Source organism: Gluconobacter sphaericus NBRC 12467 (assembly GCF_006539125.1).
Lineage (GTDB): Bacteria > Pseudomonadota > Alphaproteobacteria > Acetobacterales > Acetobacteraceae > Gluconobacter > Gluconobacter sphaericus.
Genome location: NZ_BJMK01000009.1, coordinates 21624 through 36111, shown reverse-complemented (window position 1 = coordinate 36111; position 14488 = coordinate 21624). Strand labels below are relative to the sequence as shown.

General features: G+C 55.2%; 12 protein-coding genes. 3 read left to right on the top strand and 9 right to left on the bottom strand.

Annotated elements, in window-relative coordinates:
* Window position 1: 1 nt before the first annotated feature.
* Window positions 2-1279: an MFS transporter gene (locus GSP01_RS08125; RefSeq protein WP_167495501.1), complete on the bottom strand. Its 1278-nt coding sequence runs from the start codon at window positions 1277-1279 to the stop codon at window positions 2-4.
* Window positions 1280-1545: 266 nt separating this feature from the next.
* Here GSP01_RS08125 and GSP01_RS08120 point away from each other — a divergent pair, with 266 nt between their 5' ends.
* Window positions 1546-3966, top strand: coding sequence for a TonB-dependent receptor (locus GSP01_RS08120; protein ID WP_255320883.1), 2421 nt, complete (start codon window positions 1546-1548; stop codon window positions 3964-3966).
* 227 nt (window positions 3967-4193) lie between these two features.
* On the opposite strand, the gene GSP01_RS08115 is transcribed toward GSP01_RS08120, so the two are convergent.
* From GSP01_RS08115 to GSP01_RS08090, 6 genes are all read right to left on the bottom strand, one after another.
* Complete coding sequence (locus GSP01_RS08115; protein WP_141352521.1) at window positions 4194-5465, bottom strand: MFS transporter; 1272 nt, start codon at window positions 5463-5465, stop codon at window positions 4194-4196.
* 371 nt (window positions 5466-5836) lie between these two features.
* Entirely contained in the window at window positions 5837-6223 is a 387-nt protein-coding gene (locus GSP01_RS08110; RefSeq protein ID WP_141352519.1) for a hypothetical protein, read from the bottom strand.
* 7 nt (window positions 6224-6230) lie between these two features.
* Window positions 6231-7346, bottom strand: coding sequence for an NAD(P)/FAD-dependent oxidoreductase (locus GSP01_RS08105; RefSeq protein ID WP_141352517.1), 1116 nt, complete (start codon window positions 7344-7346; stop codon window positions 6231-6233).
* The gene (locus GSP01_RS08100; RefSeq protein ID WP_141352515.1) at window positions 7343-8737 is read right to left on the bottom strand and encodes an FAD-dependent oxidoreductase; all 1395 of its coding nucleotides are present in this window, start codon (window positions 8735-8737) and stop codon (window positions 7343-7345) included. Before GSP01_RS08100 ends, GSP01_RS08105 begins: the two co-directional genes overlap by 4 nt.
* A complete protein-coding gene (locus GSP01_RS08095; RefSeq protein WP_141352513.1) occupies window positions 8731-9042 on the bottom strand; it encodes a (2Fe-2S)-binding protein in 312 nt (103 codons plus the stop codon). Before GSP01_RS08095 ends, GSP01_RS08100 begins: the two co-directional genes overlap by 7 nt.
* Window positions 9026-9487 carry an FAD-dependent oxidoreductase gene (locus GSP01_RS08090; protein WP_141352511.1) on the bottom strand — a complete coding sequence of 154 codons (462 nt, stop codon included), beginning with the start codon at window positions 9485-9487 and terminating at the stop codon, window positions 9026-9028. The genes GSP01_RS08095 and GSP01_RS08090 overlap by 17 nt, the downstream gene beginning before the upstream one ends.
* Before the next feature lie 97 nt (window positions 9488-9584).
* Here GSP01_RS08090 and GSP01_RS08085 point away from each other — a divergent pair, with 97 nt between their 5' ends.
* Entirely contained in the window at window positions 9585-10484 is a 900-nt protein-coding gene (locus tag GSP01_RS08085) for a LysR family transcriptional regulator (protein ID WP_167495500.1), read from the top strand.
* Window positions 10485-10670: 186 nt separating this feature from the next.
* Here the strand turns inward: GSP01_RS08085 and GSP01_RS08075 are convergent, their stop codons facing one another.
* Window positions 10671-11972: an MFS transporter gene (locus tag GSP01_RS08075; RefSeq protein ID WP_167495499.1), complete on the bottom strand. Its 1302-nt coding sequence runs from the start codon at window positions 11970-11972 to the stop codon at window positions 10671-10673.
* Window positions 11973-12074: 102 nt separating this feature from the next.
* Between GSP01_RS08075 and GSP01_RS08070 the strand changes: the two genes are divergently transcribed.
* On the top strand, window positions 12075-12773 hold the full coding sequence (locus tag GSP01_RS08070; protein ID WP_141352505.1) for an SDR family NAD(P)-dependent oxidoreductase: 699 nt from the start codon (window positions 12075-12077) through the stop codon (window positions 12771-12773).
* Between the two features lie 46 nt (window positions 12774-12819).
* On the opposite strand, the gene GSP01_RS08065 is transcribed toward GSP01_RS08070, so the two are convergent.
* Window positions 12820-14487, bottom strand: a complete 1668-nt coding sequence (locus GSP01_RS08065; RefSeq protein WP_141352503.1) for a peptide ABC transporter substrate-binding protein — start codon at window positions 14485-14487, stop codon at window positions 12820-12822.
* Window position 14488: the final 1 nt, after the last annotated feature.

Genomic DNA, 14488 nt, shown 5'->3' with positions numbered 1-14488 from the left:
GCTATGTTCCTTCAATAGGACGTTCCGGATGCGTGCCCGAACAGCAGACTACACCGATCATCCCCGCAATGAATGGCAGAAAAAGAGCCATGGACCAGCTTCCTGTCATCCTGACGATATACACCATGACGATTGGCGCAACACCACTAGCCGCATTTCCCCAGAACGTCGTCCACCCGGCCACAATCCCCGCCTGCCCGGACGTCAGATCCTGAACCGAGGTCCAGATGGAGATCTGGCTGAGCCCGGAACAGCCCAAGGCAATTCCGAAAATCACGATCATGCCCGTTACATTCTGCACATGATCACCAACCAGAACCAACGCACCACAACAGAACGTCCCGATCATGCCCATAGGAGTCCGAGCCTTCCACACAGAGCCCGTCCGCCTGAGCACAGCGTCCGCGATCATACCGCTCAGGAAGACGGAAACGTAAAGGAAGGCCCATGGCAGGGAATACAACCATCCCATCGACGTGAACTGAAGATGCCGGTGATCCATGAGATAGAACGGCATCAGCGTCAGGAAAAAGGACTGGATGGTCAGCAGGCACATGTAATGAATACCGATGCACCAGAACTGCCGTGAGCGCATAAAGCGTTTCATGGGCACACGATCTACCGCAGGTTTCACGCCTTCAACCGTCGCCTCCGCCATCGCCGGACGATCACGCATGAAGATGCTCCACAGGCAGCTCCAGATCACTCCTCCTACGCCAAAGACGTAAAACCCAAGTTTCCAAGAATAATGAGCCGTCATCTGCGTCAACATCGGGCCACCGACCACCGATCCCAGATAGAGAAAACCCAAAAGAACCGCGTTCGCCCGGGCCCGCCGACGGGGCTGAAACCAGTTGTTGATAGTCACAATGCTTGAAGACCAGTCCGGAGACTGCCCGATCCCCATCGCAAGGCGGATCAATAGAAAGCTGACAAACGAACTGCCCATAGGCGTCATGATAGTTGCGACCGACCATGCGAGACAGCCAACAAACAAGCATTTTCTAGGACCGTAACGGTTCACCAGAGCGCCGGCCGGAATCTGAAGCAGCGCGTAGGTCCACAATACACTGGCAATGATGATAGAAATCTGGACGAGGGAAAAACCGAATTCCGCCTGTATCCGGGGAGCTGACAGCGTCATGGCTTGACGGTCCAGAGACATGAGCAGATTGATCGGCGCCACCAAAGCGAAAAGGATTATCCAGCCAGCCCCCCACGATGTCCGAACAAGCCGCATCCCGAATTCATCGACAAGATCCGCGTCAATGCCGCTCAATTTTCGTTGCCTCCCCGGTCGTTCCCCTAGCATTTTGGTTCCTTTACGAAACATTCATGGCGATAGTATGCAATTTCCTGATGTACGGCCAGTATATCAGTTATACACCCGGGCCAGCAGCCAAAACGATTTACCTGCACTTTTTGAATAACAGCTATGTGTTGGATTCTAACGCCCTTCAGAAGATGCTTTCTAGATCGAAACGACGACAACCCAGCTCCCCCGATCGCAACCTGCTGCGAGCCCTGAAAACGGAGATCATGTCAGTGGCATCTTTCACATTCTCCAGACGCCTGTCGGCAACCACACTCCTATTTGCAGCCAGTGCGATGTCTCCCATAAGCGCCCAGGGTGCAACGTCTTCCGTGAAGAACGTCCGGCCTCACAGCGGGCATAGCGCTCCTCCCACATTTCACCCAACACCCCGCAGAGCGGCAGGCGCTGTCAAGGTGCAGTCAGATCCCGAGCAGATTCATGTCTCAGCCGGACGGCGCATGGCGGGCGGCTTTATGAAACGTCAGGTTGCCCCAGAGTCCACAAGCTCCATTACGGCTGCAGCCATTGCGCGCAAATCTGCCATCGCTTCACCGTTACAGCTCGTCTCCACCCTGCCGGGCGTCAATTACGGAACGCAGGATGCGTTTGGCCTAAGCATTCGCAACACAATTAGCGTCCGCGGCTTCCAGCAGACACAATTGGGCTATACAATTGAAGGCGTCCCAGGCGTCGATCAGGCCTATTACAATCCCTATACCGAGAGCTATGCCGACAATGAGAATCTGTCTGACATCACGCTGATTCCCAGCACCTCACGGATCAACGACCCGGTTCAATCTTCCTCAGGTGGTGAACTGATCGAAACGGTGCGGGATCCGTCAGAGAAAGCCGGTGGCATGATTTCCTATGCTGCAGGATCCTACCGCGCGCAACGCGTCTTTGGACGGCTCGACAGCGGCTATATCGGCCATTCCGGCATCCGCCTGTTCGGTTCCGCATCCTATACCGCTGCTGACATATTCGCGGGTTCAGGACGCAGCAACAAGACACATGTCGATTTTAAGGCTCTTAGGGAATGGGGTTCCATCGGCCGCAGCAGTCTGTTTGTTTCTTACGATGACTGGAAGAATGCACGTAGCAACCCCTATACGCTTGCAGCCTATGAAACCGCTGCAAAGACAAACAATAATTTTTCCGTAGGAAACTACGCTTCCAGTTATATTACTGGAGTAACTACCAACTACTGGAAGAACTACATTTATCACCGCAACAGCGTTCTGGTTTCATTCCAGAACGAATTCTCGCTTGCGCGTCACCTGAACCTGCATATCACGCCCTATTTCCACTGGAATTTCTCCAACAGCCCAGGCCAGACTTCGCTTAACCCCGACTCTCTGTATTCGGGAGAGCAGCGCGTCTCCCTGGATACGTCAAACCTGACGCTCGTCAATGGTCGCGTCAATGGCTTAGCGAATACAGCACAGCGTGAATACGAGACCGGAGTTAACACTTATATCCAATATGATCCGATCCACAGCAATCACCTGATTTTCGGTTACTGGTTCGATCACTGGAACATGGACGCAACATCCGGGGTTACGCCTCTCGACATTAACGGAAACGCGTCCAGCTATATGGGCAAGGACCTGCTTTACGCCACGAATGGCAGTCTCATCGCGGGCGCCAAGTATCAGATGTCTACGATGATCAATAATTTCTATGTCTCGGATACACAGAGCTTCTTAGATGACAAACTAAAAATTACTGCTGGTGTGAAAGAGATGATGTTTTACGTCTCCGGCACCAACCAGCTCGCCGGGCCACAATATCATTTCTCGCAGGCCATAACACAGCCCATGCCGCGCGTATCGGTGTCGTACAACATCACCAAGAACATGCAGGTCTATATCAACGGAACAACTAACGCACGACCGCCTGTCCCGCTGTCCACCTATCCCAACATCTACAGCACCGCAACGGGAGCAATCTCCCAGAGCGGCTCGAACAATTCCCGTATGGAATACACGATCAGCGAGGAGCTGGGCTTTCGTTACTACGGTGCTTTCAATTTCGACGCAGCGTTTTTCAATGCCAACCTAACGAATCACCAGGTAACGACCCAGGCTTTCATCAACGGCGCATCAACCAACACCGCCATCGCAGCAGGCGGCCAGACCGTACGCGGCGTGACGGCAGAAGCTTCCCTTCATCCGTTTTACGGCTTTGCGCCTTATGTGAACGGGCAATATCTCCATTCCACGATGGATAACAATTTCAACACGGCGTCGGGGACCTTGCCGACTGCCGGCAAAATTGCGGTTTTCAGCCCAAAGTTCATGGCTAATGTTGGGGTAATGTACACAAAAGGACCATTCTTTGCCAACGTCACCTTCAAATATGTTGATTCCCAGTACTCTACCTTTATGGACGATCAGTCGATGCCAGCTTACAAAACCGTCGATCTGGGGCTGGGTTACCACTTCCCGAAATGGTTTGTCCTGCATGAGCCAGTTCTTCGTCTGAACTTCATGAACCTGACGAACAAAGCCTATCTCGGCGGCATCAGTACTGTCACCCCCAATGCACGACCCACACGTGCCACGAATGGCCAGATCGTCGCAGGCTCGACACCCGCCTACTTCCTCGCAGCCCCCATGACCTTTGTCATCAACATTTCATCTTCTTTCTAAGCGAAACCGGAACTCTTTACACCGGGACCAGAACAACATTTTACGCCGCCCTGCGAGAACCCCTCGCAGGGCGGCGTTTCATTTGATCCCAACAGGCGATAACCAGGTCCCAAATCGCCGGACGTACCGCTTTACCAATCAATCAGGATCGAACCGTAAGAGCCTTTTGGCGATTACATGGCATCACGCCTGCAAGGAGACGTGATGCCATAACGATCCTGTCACTTTCAGAGCGTGTCTGTACCTTTCTGGATGCTCATGCTGTCCAACCGGCTGACCGCACCGTCCTTCCGATGCGCCAGCTGCCAGACGATGACGCCCATTCCACCCAGAACACAGATAACAAGCGAAACAGTGCCCCATCCGCCAGAACGGGCGAATATCATTTCATATCCGACCGGGGCAGCGGAAGAGGCAAGATTTCCTGCCAGAGCAACCGCCCCGGCCGCGATAGCCGCTCCCCATTCAAAACGCTGCACCTGCGTCCAGGTCAAAACCTGACACAGTCCGATTGACAGCATGCACACGGCAAACAGCCCCAGACACATCACGATATTGCTGCACAGGATACCGCCCCCCAGCCCCAGTGCGGCGATAACGATTGCGATGCATCCCATATATGTCTGCTGTCGCAGTCCGAATGACGGGTAGGCCTTCTTCAAACTTCTGATACCCGCGCCCCACCCGATCGCAGCCACGTACAGAACCAGCCAGGGCAGCGAAAAGACATGACCTGCTGTCGTCGCACTCAGCGCGAAACGATTCATGACAAAATGGGAAAAGGTCACGTGAAAGAAGCTCTGCAGGCAGCAGACGATGCCGTAAAACAGGGCAACCGGCATGACACCGAGTAACCTGCGAATGTCAGGCCGTTTTCCGGCATTCCCATCTTCCTTGACCTGCGGGGAAGGCTCCAGCGATGCCCCTCCATACAGCACAAACACGAGGACACTCACGGCTATTCCCACCAGTCCGAAGATCTGGAAGCTGCATCGCCAGCCTGCGAACCCCATAAGCCAGGCAGTCAGCCATCCGCTGGCGGAATAACCAATGTACAGAGATCCAAGCAGAACCGAATTTGCAGCTTCACGGTCCTTTTCCGAAAAAAGAAGCTTCAAGGCGAGGATCGACGCCACCCAGTCCGGCGCCTGACCGATCCCGAGGGCAATCCGGGCGGCCGCGAACTGCCACAGGGAATGTGGGAGCCCGGTTGCGAGCGTCGCGATTGACCATAGCAGACAAGCCCCGAAAAGCGCCCAACGAACACCGATCTTTTGAACAAACCACCCCGCTGGCAATTGCAGAAAAGCATAGATGGCCGTTGCAGTAGTAATCAGCCCCGCCATCGCAACTGCACCAATCTGCAGATCTGCCCGCACAAGGGGAGAGCATACAGTCAGGGCATTCCTGTCGACGCCCAGCAAAAAATTGAGTGGAGCAATAATAAGCAGGAGAATGGCCCATCGGTTCACGAGAAGTCCAGACCGTAGCAAACTCATGAATTCCCTCCAGAAAAGTTGTCTGTTGCACACTCTGTTTTTAGAAATCCGTGGACAAATTCATCATGAAGCCCAAAAGGGCGGCCATATAATACTCAGGCATACCGGCTGCGATGGTCGTACCGTAAACGCCCTGCATATAATTCGAAATAGCAACGACTACTGCGACAGATTTGAGATAACAACCATTAGTCACTCAGCGTCGCATTATACCGTGGCCCTTAAGACGGAAAATGATAACCAAAGCCCAGATCCACCGTCTTGTAAGCAGGCACGCTCTGATTTTTCACAAATATCGAATAATTAGAATTAATATCCCTAAAATAGGAACTGAAAAAATAAGATACATATAAGTAATTAAGGACAGAATTTTACATAAATATGAAAGATTTCATGGAAATTTTTCGATATTTTGGCAACCATTCATTTTCAATACTGAACTTAAACACATCCCACACCGTCTCTTTCCGATGAAAATATCCTGATTGCCCTGTGCTCCATTGAGGGATGCAAGAGTCGACATCGGGTAATTCGTACTTCCAGACCACAATTTCCTGTATCGCACGGATTGTTCTGATCTCGGTTAGAATGGCTGCAGACGGATCATGCGGGGTGGAGGGGGCCATGCAATAGGCCAGCTCTTCAGCCTCCAAGGCCGGGAAAGCGGCAAACGTTACGTCGACATTCATTCCTATTTGGAGCATGAGAGCAACCGTTGACAGACTATTTTCAGCGTTCAGGTTCTTTCCAGACATCATGCACACCTCAAGTTAGAAGACGGGCGACATCGAAGGAGCCAATATCGTAACGGGACCGACCGTAGGTGATGCAATCGGCGACAATCTCCCCTACCAAGGGAACAAGCTCGAACCCGTGTCCGGAAAAGCCGAATATGTGGAAGACGCCGGAAGCACGTGCGGACGGCCCGATGACAGGCAGAAGGTCAGGCGTCTTCCCCTCCAGACCCGTCCAGGCCCGCACGATCTGGACGTTCCGGATGGCCGGAAACAGCTCCTGCGCTGCCGCTGCCCCTTTAGCGAGGGCACGAAAATCAACCTGCGTTAACCCCTTTTCCAGATCGCCCCCCCCCTGGATCCCGCCACCGACAACCAGTGTTCCCTGCGAAGACTGCTTGAAGCTCAAGGACCGACCGACCGTGCTGAACACCGGTCTGAACGCCTGCTCCACCCGTTCGGTGACAAACACCATGGAAGCCTTGTACCCAAACTGGATTACCTCGCCGACCATCCGACAGACCTGAGCGCCCCAGGCACCTGCCGCATTGACGACATGACGCACTGTCCAACTTCCAGCATCCGTCACAACGCGCCAGCCTCCGACCGCAGGTTCAAGCGCCATAACTGCAATCCCTTCGCGAATGACGGCGCCATGTCCTTCGACAGCCCGGCGGAATGCGGCAATCGTCCGATGAGGGTCAGCCGCTCCATCGCGACGGGCGATTAGCCCTCCGACACAGTGCTCACTGATCATGGGAGCCAGCCGACGCAGTTCCCGGGCATCGATCAGTTCTTCATGATGGAACCCAAGCTCGCGCATCTGGGCGAAGCGGGCCGCCAGTGCCTCCATCTCGGCATGACTTTCGGCAACCTTGATCTGACCTCCCGCCCGAAATCCGCAGTCATCCCCGACAAGCGCATCCATCCGGTACCATCGTTCCAGCGCCTCAAGGGAAAGAGAAATTTCCGCGGGGTCACGCCACAGGGTTCGAACACCTGCCGCCGTCGCACTCGATGCCCGCCGCCCAATCCATGACCGTTCGAACAGCACAACATCCTGCCCCCGCTGCACCAGAGCCAGCGCACAGGCCAGACCATGCAGCCCTCCGCCGATCACGGCAGTCGTCGCCTGCCCTGCCCTCATGACGAACGACTTTCATCTGCCAGACCTGCCAGATCGCAGAGCCGGAGCGGTTTCAGGGGCGGCCGCACCCGGAAAGGCTGGACCTCACTCATGTGCCGCCCCTCGGCGGCGGCAATCAAGGCCGCCACGGTCAGACCGCACTGTCGCCCCTGACAAGGCCCCATTCCAGCCCGGGTAAAGGCCTTGAGCTGGTTCGACCCCACGCTCCCCGACAGCGCCGCACACAGATCACGAGCCCGCAGTTCCTCGCAGCGACAGACGATCGTGTCGTCATCCGGCGCAAAGACCTGCTCGCGCGGCCGGAAAACCCGATCCAGAAAAGGACGCAGCACCAGAGCATGCGCCAGGGCTGCCCGACAGTTCTCCTCGGTCATTTCGGGTTCAGCAGCGACTTTCCCGAGTCTTTGTAGAATGCGTAGAGCCGACAGCCTGCCCCGATGGACAGCAGCCACGGCGCCACCAATACCTGCCGCATCCCCCGCGATCAGAATATCGGGATGGCTGCACTCGCCCCATTCATTCAGAACAGGCCTGTATGCGGCCTGCCCGGCATCCCATTGGATTTCACATCCGAGACTGCGCACCGTATGCAGCTCGGGCAGAACCCCTTCATGAACCAGCAGAAGAGACGTCCTGATCTCTTCCACCCGTCCGGCTGCCGTCCGGTAGCGTACGCCCTCAAGCTGATCCGTCCCCAGAGCCTGAAGATCAACAACATCCGGAACATAGCGTCCCGCACGACAGTACAGTTCCGCATACCAAGACGCACCCTTGGCAAGCTCACGGCTGCTCCGTAGGGCGGCCCTGCCTGCAAGCTGCAACGTTTCACGCAGCGGAGTGGAAGGCCGAGTATCGAGAAAACCCGCCACCACTCCCCCCATTCTGATCAGCTGATGTGCATAAAGCAGCGCCAGCGGCCCACATCCTGCTATCCAGACAGGCTCCGAAGGAACACTTCCGGGATTTTTGAGCAGGATCTGCGCCGCTCCAACCGTCATGACCCCAGGCAACGTCCATCCCCGGAACGGAGCCGGACGCTCCTGCGCCCCTGTCGCGATCAGAACCAGACGTGGGGCGACCACACGTGTCCCCCCGGGACCAGTAACATATGTCCCCAGAGTGGACTCGACCTGCCAGACCCGAGTGGACGGCCAGTAAACCGCCCCACATTCACGAAACGTCCGGACTGTCGCCAGACCGGAGCAGTACTGCTCCCCCAGCGCCCTGCCGCGGGACGTCCCCGCATTCGCTTCGATCCCACGCCAGATCTGGCCTCCGGGGGTCGGCTGCTCGTCAACGACGACAACCTTCAACCCCGCACGCGCCGCAACGATCGCAGCACTCATTCCTGCCGGTCCGGCTCCCACGATCAGAAGATCAGGCCTCAACATGACGGCCCTACCTTCCTTGGCCCCATCTGCCGCTGCACCTTCAAACCCGCCCGGACAGATGTCTGGCACGCACGCACCAGCCCTTCTCCCTCGACGAGCATCAGACAGTCGAAACACACACCCATCATGCAGTACGGAGCCCGCCGAGCACCGGAGACCGGTGTCGTCCTGCTCCAGGAAGCTTCGACACGCAACAACGTAGACGCCACCGTTTCTCCGATCTGCGCGATGACCGGATACCCGTCGATCTCGATCGTCACCGTGCTCTCCACTCTGCCCCAGTCATCTTCAAGCAGCCTGAACATCGAATCTCCTGGCACTGAACTGCTGGACGTCATGCCCACTCACATATCCGAAGAGACGCTGAACGAGGCTGCGAGCATGATAGACCGCCAGCGTTACCCCCGAATGACAGATACAGAAATACGTTCCTGGAAACCTCGAACTGCGCCCAAAAATGGGTACGATATCCGGCGTGATTACGCGTCGACCGCTCCACTGACGAACGGCTGAAACACGCAGCAAATCAAGAAATACACTGATGGCTCGGGTCGCCAGCCGGGAGAGACGCTGATAGGCAGGCATACTCACACCCTTGCTCTGATACCAGACCAGTCCGAAATTCGCCTGAGCAGCGCGCGGATAGCTGTCTCTTCCGTCAATCATCAAAACAGAATCCAGATGCGAAGTCAGACCACAGGCGATGGCCGAACCGACAACTCCACCCCCGATGACGACGCAATCGAACATCACACCCCATTCTTTCGGCACAAGAACGTTGCATATTCAATTATGAATTGTCTAAGACCGTTTTTGACCCATCCTATTCCGGAAGGTTATGGCCGCGATGAAGCCCCTGAATTTCAGGCAGATCGAACTCTTCACGACCCTGATGGAACAAAAAACCGTCAGTGCGGCAGCCGTAGAGCTAAACATCTCCCAGCCTGCGGCCAGCAAACTGCTCCGGAACCTAGAAATCGATACCGGTTTGGAACTGTTTGAGCGCGCAAAAGGTCGCCTGTGGCCCACTGCCGAAGCCAGAACACTATATGAAGAAGTGTCCTACCTGTATCACAGCCTCAACAAGATCGAAGATGTCGTTCAGGCCATCAGGCGCCGCAAGAACAGGGAGCTGGTTATCGGCGTCCTGCCCGCTCTCTCAACAGGTTTTATTTCCCGGGCAGCCGCACTTTATCTTGAAAAAAACGAGAACGTCTTTCTCAATATCGTTTCCCTGCCCTCAATCGATATCATGCGTGGCCTTACCAACAAGACGATCGATATCGGTGTGATCGGCAGCCAGGAACTGTCGGACGAAATCACGTGCGTTTCGCTCATGGAGCGCCCGATGGTCTGCATCATGCCTCGCGATCACCCACTTACGGCACAAACCATCATCACGCCACATCACCTGACGAACGTCCCGTTCATCTCATTCAGTATGGAAACACTGACGGCCCGTCTGGTCCGGGACATTTTCCAGCAGGAAAACGCAACGCTGGATATCGCCCATGTCGTTAACACGGCACCGCTCTTGCTGTCCCTCGTCTCGGCAGGGCTGGGCGTCTCCATCGTGCATCCATTCTATATCCCACCTGACGATGCGAACATTATCGTCCGAAAATTTTCACCCGACATGAAATTTAAGTTTCGTGTATGTTACCCGACCGAGAAGAAATCCGACAACCTTACCCACCGCTTCTTGGAGATTATGCAGCGGCTAGATTATACCCAAGTCCGATCTTAGGCTCAGGCCTCATAGCCAGAAGATGATAGTCGCGGCAAGACAGATGGCGGAGAAGAAAACGTTTGGGAAAAAGCCAGACGCATGCGCTCGGGATCACGAAAACAGAGCCTATACTCAAAAAAAACTCTTTAGGACGATCAATGGTAACTGAGCACGTCACGAGCGGCTGTTAGCGTTTTTAGCCCCTCAGGTAGACAACTTTTTCCCTTGCGTTTCAGAAGCCCAGAAGCCGCAGATCACAGCACCTGCGAATAAAAGAACGGCAATCGCTGCCAAACTGGCCGACAGCCCGTATTCTGCGATGGCAGCGGGAAAGGCCATCGTGCTTAATGTCGCAACAAGCCGACTGCTGGAAACCATCAAGCTCACACCCGTGGCCCGCAGATCCGTCGGGAAAACTTCTGGCGGATAGACATAGGTCAGACAGTCCGCCGCGGTCAGGATAAAGCCAAAAGCCGTCAGAAGCAGGAGCGTCATCAGTGGCGGAAGCGCAAATAGACTGACGATGAAAAGACAGCTCCCCTGAAGAACAAAACTACCGACAATCAGCGCCCGTCGCTGGAAACGCTCTACAATCCATAATCCTGTGACAGCACCGCTGAACAACAGTGCATCATAAAACAGTCCGCTCTTGAACGGATCATGAAGCCCCACATTCCGCAGAACTTCTGGCAGAAACGCACTCAGGACAAGATAAGGAACATTGTGCAAAACATAGAAAAGCGTCGCGCCAATACTGCGGCGCCATTGCTGCCCGGAGAATAACTCCACCACACGACGCAGTGTGCCTGAGCGTCCAGTAGACTGCGTATCAGAACTCCATGACGGCAGTTTAACAGCACCAAAATAGCGGTCTGCGACTCTGCGGGCATCGCCAATGCGCCGCCGGGCCAGAAGCCACAGAATGGATTCCGGCATCCCGTAGCGCAAAATCGCTGCACAGAGTGCAGGAAAGGCAGCGCTCATGAAAATGATTTTCCACGTCCCCTGAGGCCAGACGAGATGTATGACATAGCCAATGGCGTAAGCAGACGTATACCCCCCCACCCAGGCCACACTCAGCCAGCTCATCAGCTTGCCGCGAAACGCCGAAGGAAGGAACTCACTGACATACAGCTTGCCGGCAACGTAATCGACACCCAGTACACAACCGATAATAAAACGCAGGATAAGCAGACTGGTCAGATCTGAAGTGAGAGCATGCAAAAACGCCAGAAATACAAAAGACATCATGTCGAATTCAAAAGGAATTCTGCGCCCGATTTTATCGAGGATCGGGCTAGCAAGAAGACTTCCGAACAAAAGCCCGGCCAGCGGAGCAGACGCCACCAGACCCGTCTGATGAGGGCTGAGATGTAATGCCGATGTCAGACTGGGAAGGGCAGGGCTGATGGAGCCCAGAACATAACCATCCGTGAAAATGCCGCACGCTCCAGCAATCAAGACCCTGATATGGAATTTTTGAACTGACAGTTCATCAAACAGCATTACATTTTCCCAGGCTGTGTCTATCATTCCAGCTTCACATCGAACGTACTGTCTTGTCACGGGTCTTTTGGGCCATCTCCTTCAGGAAATACGGAGTTCATCATGAATGAAGTCTCAGCCAACCGTGTCGTCATGATATCGGGTGCCAGTCGTGGTATCGGAAAAATTCTTTCCGAACAGTTGAAGCAGGCCGGCTGGCGGATTAGCGCGGGTGTCCGGGATGCATCTTCCATGACGTCCGGCCCGGACATGTTCGTGCACACATTCGATGCGAAGCAACATCAGGAGAAAGCATGGGTCGAAGCCACACTCGCCCATTATGGCCGGATTGACGCCGTAATTGCGAATGCCGGCGTCATGATCCCATCCTCAATCATCGATATCAGTGACGAGGATATGGACACGATGCTGACGGTCAATCTGCGCTCGCCAATCCGGCTGGTTCAGGCCGCATGGGCCTCTCTCAAGGCCTGTCAGCGGGGACGTGTCATCATTCTAGCCTCACTTTCCGGAAAACGTGTCAAATCCGCCAGCTCGGGCCCCTATGCCATCACCAAACATGCCGCCGTGGCCTTGGCGCATAGTATCAAGAAGACAGGCTGGGCAGATGGCATCAGGGCAACGGCCGTCTGCCCCGGTTTCGTCGCGACCGATATGGCCCGGAGCATTACCTCAAAAGGCGATGCGGACATGACGCAGCCAGAGGATATCGCACGCATGATCCTGGCTGTTCTGGACCTGCCGAATACAGCCAATGTGGCCGAACTTTCAATCAGCTGCTCGGAAGAAGACCTTTACTGAACCCTCGAAGGTAGATCGCTATGTCAGAGCGCTTTGCCTGCCATCGTCATATCCAATGCCATTGTGGCAGGTTCCACAAATTGGAGCGGACATTGACGTTACTTTCATAGCCCGCCAGATCATCCTTTACGCCTTCAATATTATTAACCTGATAGAACGGCAGCATGGGCAGATCTTCACGCAGGATTTTCTGGATCTGCCGATAACACTGAATGCGGGCTGCACGATCAAAAGTTCTGTTCCCTTCCTGAAACAGTCTGTCAACAACCGGATTGGCGTACTGGAACACATTCTGCCCCCGTCCACCTTTCGCCGGGGAGACCGTTGACGTGAAGAAACTGGATGCGTCCGGATCAGATCCGGTCATGTAATCAACGGAAACCAGCGCGCTATCGAACTCGGAATTGACCCAGTAATGCCCCCACATCACGGCTGCGGGCCGGTCCTCGATCCGCATGATGATGCCGATATCCGCCAAATACTGCTGAATGATCTCCTGCGCCTGCGTGCGAAGAGCATTGCTTGAGGTCGTCGCATTCGTAAATTCCAGCCGGATGCCATTGCGCGACCGCACCCCATCACGGTTTTTCCGCCAGCCCGCCTGTTCCAGTTTTTCCGCGGCCGCATCGGGATCGAAGCGGTGCGCAGGCAGATCGGGGTTAAAGAAAGGAGATTCAGCGGGCAGGAAGGATTCCGTTGATATCTCAATGCCCTGAAAAAGGGTCTTGAGCATGGTTTCTTTGTCGATGGCTTCGTAAATCGCCTGCCGGACGGCCAGATCCTGAAAATACGGCCGCCCCATATTGAAAGCGAGCCCTTCCACGAAGGGCTGGGGGGCCTGGATGATGGTCCGTTTCTGAAGAGTGCGGGCCTGCGGATAGCGGTCAGGCAGAATGCCCTGCATGCCGAGATAATCGATTTCACCGGTCTCGAACTGCGTGAACATCACGGTCAGATCAGGAATATACCGGATGATCGCTTCCTCGATCTCTGCTTTGGGAAGATGATAATGCGGATTGGCCTTCAGGCGGATCTCTTCGGATGGAATCCGATCGCCCCAGACGAATGGCCCGGACCCAACGGGCGCGCGCGAAAAGGCGGATGTGTCGCTCCTGTCCTTCAACAAATGCGACGGAACAATCATGGCACTCGCAAGTACGGCATGAAAGGGCGCATAGGGCTCGCGCATATGCCAGCTCAACTCGAAGGGGCCGGTCTGCTCGATATGGTCGATGAGGCCGAAGCCGCTGCGGGTATAGGCCGGAAATGCCGGATCGCGCAGGGTCTGGAGCGTGAACAGCACATCGCCTGCCGTGACCGGCTGTCCGTCATGCCAAAGCGCATCGCTCCGAAGCCGGATGCGCCAGGTTCTGCCATCGGGGGAAATATCCCCGTTTTCAAGGGACGGAATGGCGGTGACGAGATCCGGGATAAAGTCCCCCTTAGCATTGATCCGCCACAAGGAACTGAAAAGATTCATCAGTACCCCGTCATCCACTTCGATGTGAGGCAGAAGGGGATGAAAGACGGTCGGCTCCTGAGACAGACCAACAATGACCTGCCTCTGGCTGGATGGCGCGTTCCCCACCGCCGAAGTCGGGGCGTCGGCAGACACGGCATGTCGGGGAGAAAAGGCTCGGCAGGCCATCCCCCCCAGAAATCCCGCGGCAAGGGTCAGGCTCTGGCGGCGGGAGAGCTGAAAGGAGCCTGCCATT

What these genes read in the sequence shown, in the direction of transcription:
- GSP01_RS08095 (WP_141352513.1), bottom strand. Translation starts at nt 9,042, where the DNA reads ATGTTCAGGCTGCTTGAAGATGACTGGGGCAGAGTGGAGAGCACGGTG.
- GSP01_RS08115 (WP_141352521.1), bottom strand. Translation starts at nt 5,465, where the DNA reads ATGAGTTTGCTACGGTCTGGACTTCTCGTGAACCGATGGGCCATTCTC.
- GSP01_RS08085 (WP_167495500.1), top strand. Translation starts at nt 9,585, where the DNA reads ATGAAGCCCCTGAATTTCAGGCAGATCGAACTCTTCACGACCCTGATG.
- GSP01_RS08100 (WP_141352515.1), bottom strand. Translation starts at nt 8,737, where the DNA reads ATGTTGAGGCCTGATCTTCTGATCGTGGGAGCCGGACCGGCAGGAATG.
- GSP01_RS08105 (WP_141352517.1), bottom strand. Translation starts at nt 7,346, where the DNA reads ATGAGGGCAGGGCAGGCGACGACTGCCGTGATCGGCGGAGGGCTGCAT.
- GSP01_RS08065 (WP_141352503.1), bottom strand. Translation starts at nt 14,487, where the DNA reads ATGGCAGGCTCCTTTCAGCTCTCCCGCCGCCAGAGCCTGACCCTTGCC.
- GSP01_RS08110 (WP_141352519.1), bottom strand. Translation starts at nt 6,223, where the DNA reads ATGATGTCTGGAAAGAACCTGAACGCTGAAAATAGTCTGTCAACGGTT.
- GSP01_RS08090 (WP_141352511.1), bottom strand. Translation starts at nt 9,487, where the DNA reads ATGTTCGATTGCGTCGTCATCGGGGGTGGAGTTGTCGGTTCGGCCATC.
- GSP01_RS08070 (WP_141352505.1), top strand. Translation starts at nt 12,075, where the DNA reads ATGAATGAAGTCTCAGCCAACCGTGTCGTCATGATATCGGGTGCCAGT.
- GSP01_RS08075 (WP_167495499.1), bottom strand. Translation starts at nt 11,972, where the DNA reads ATGCTGTTTGATGAACTGTCAGTTCAAAAATTCCATATCAGGGTCTTG.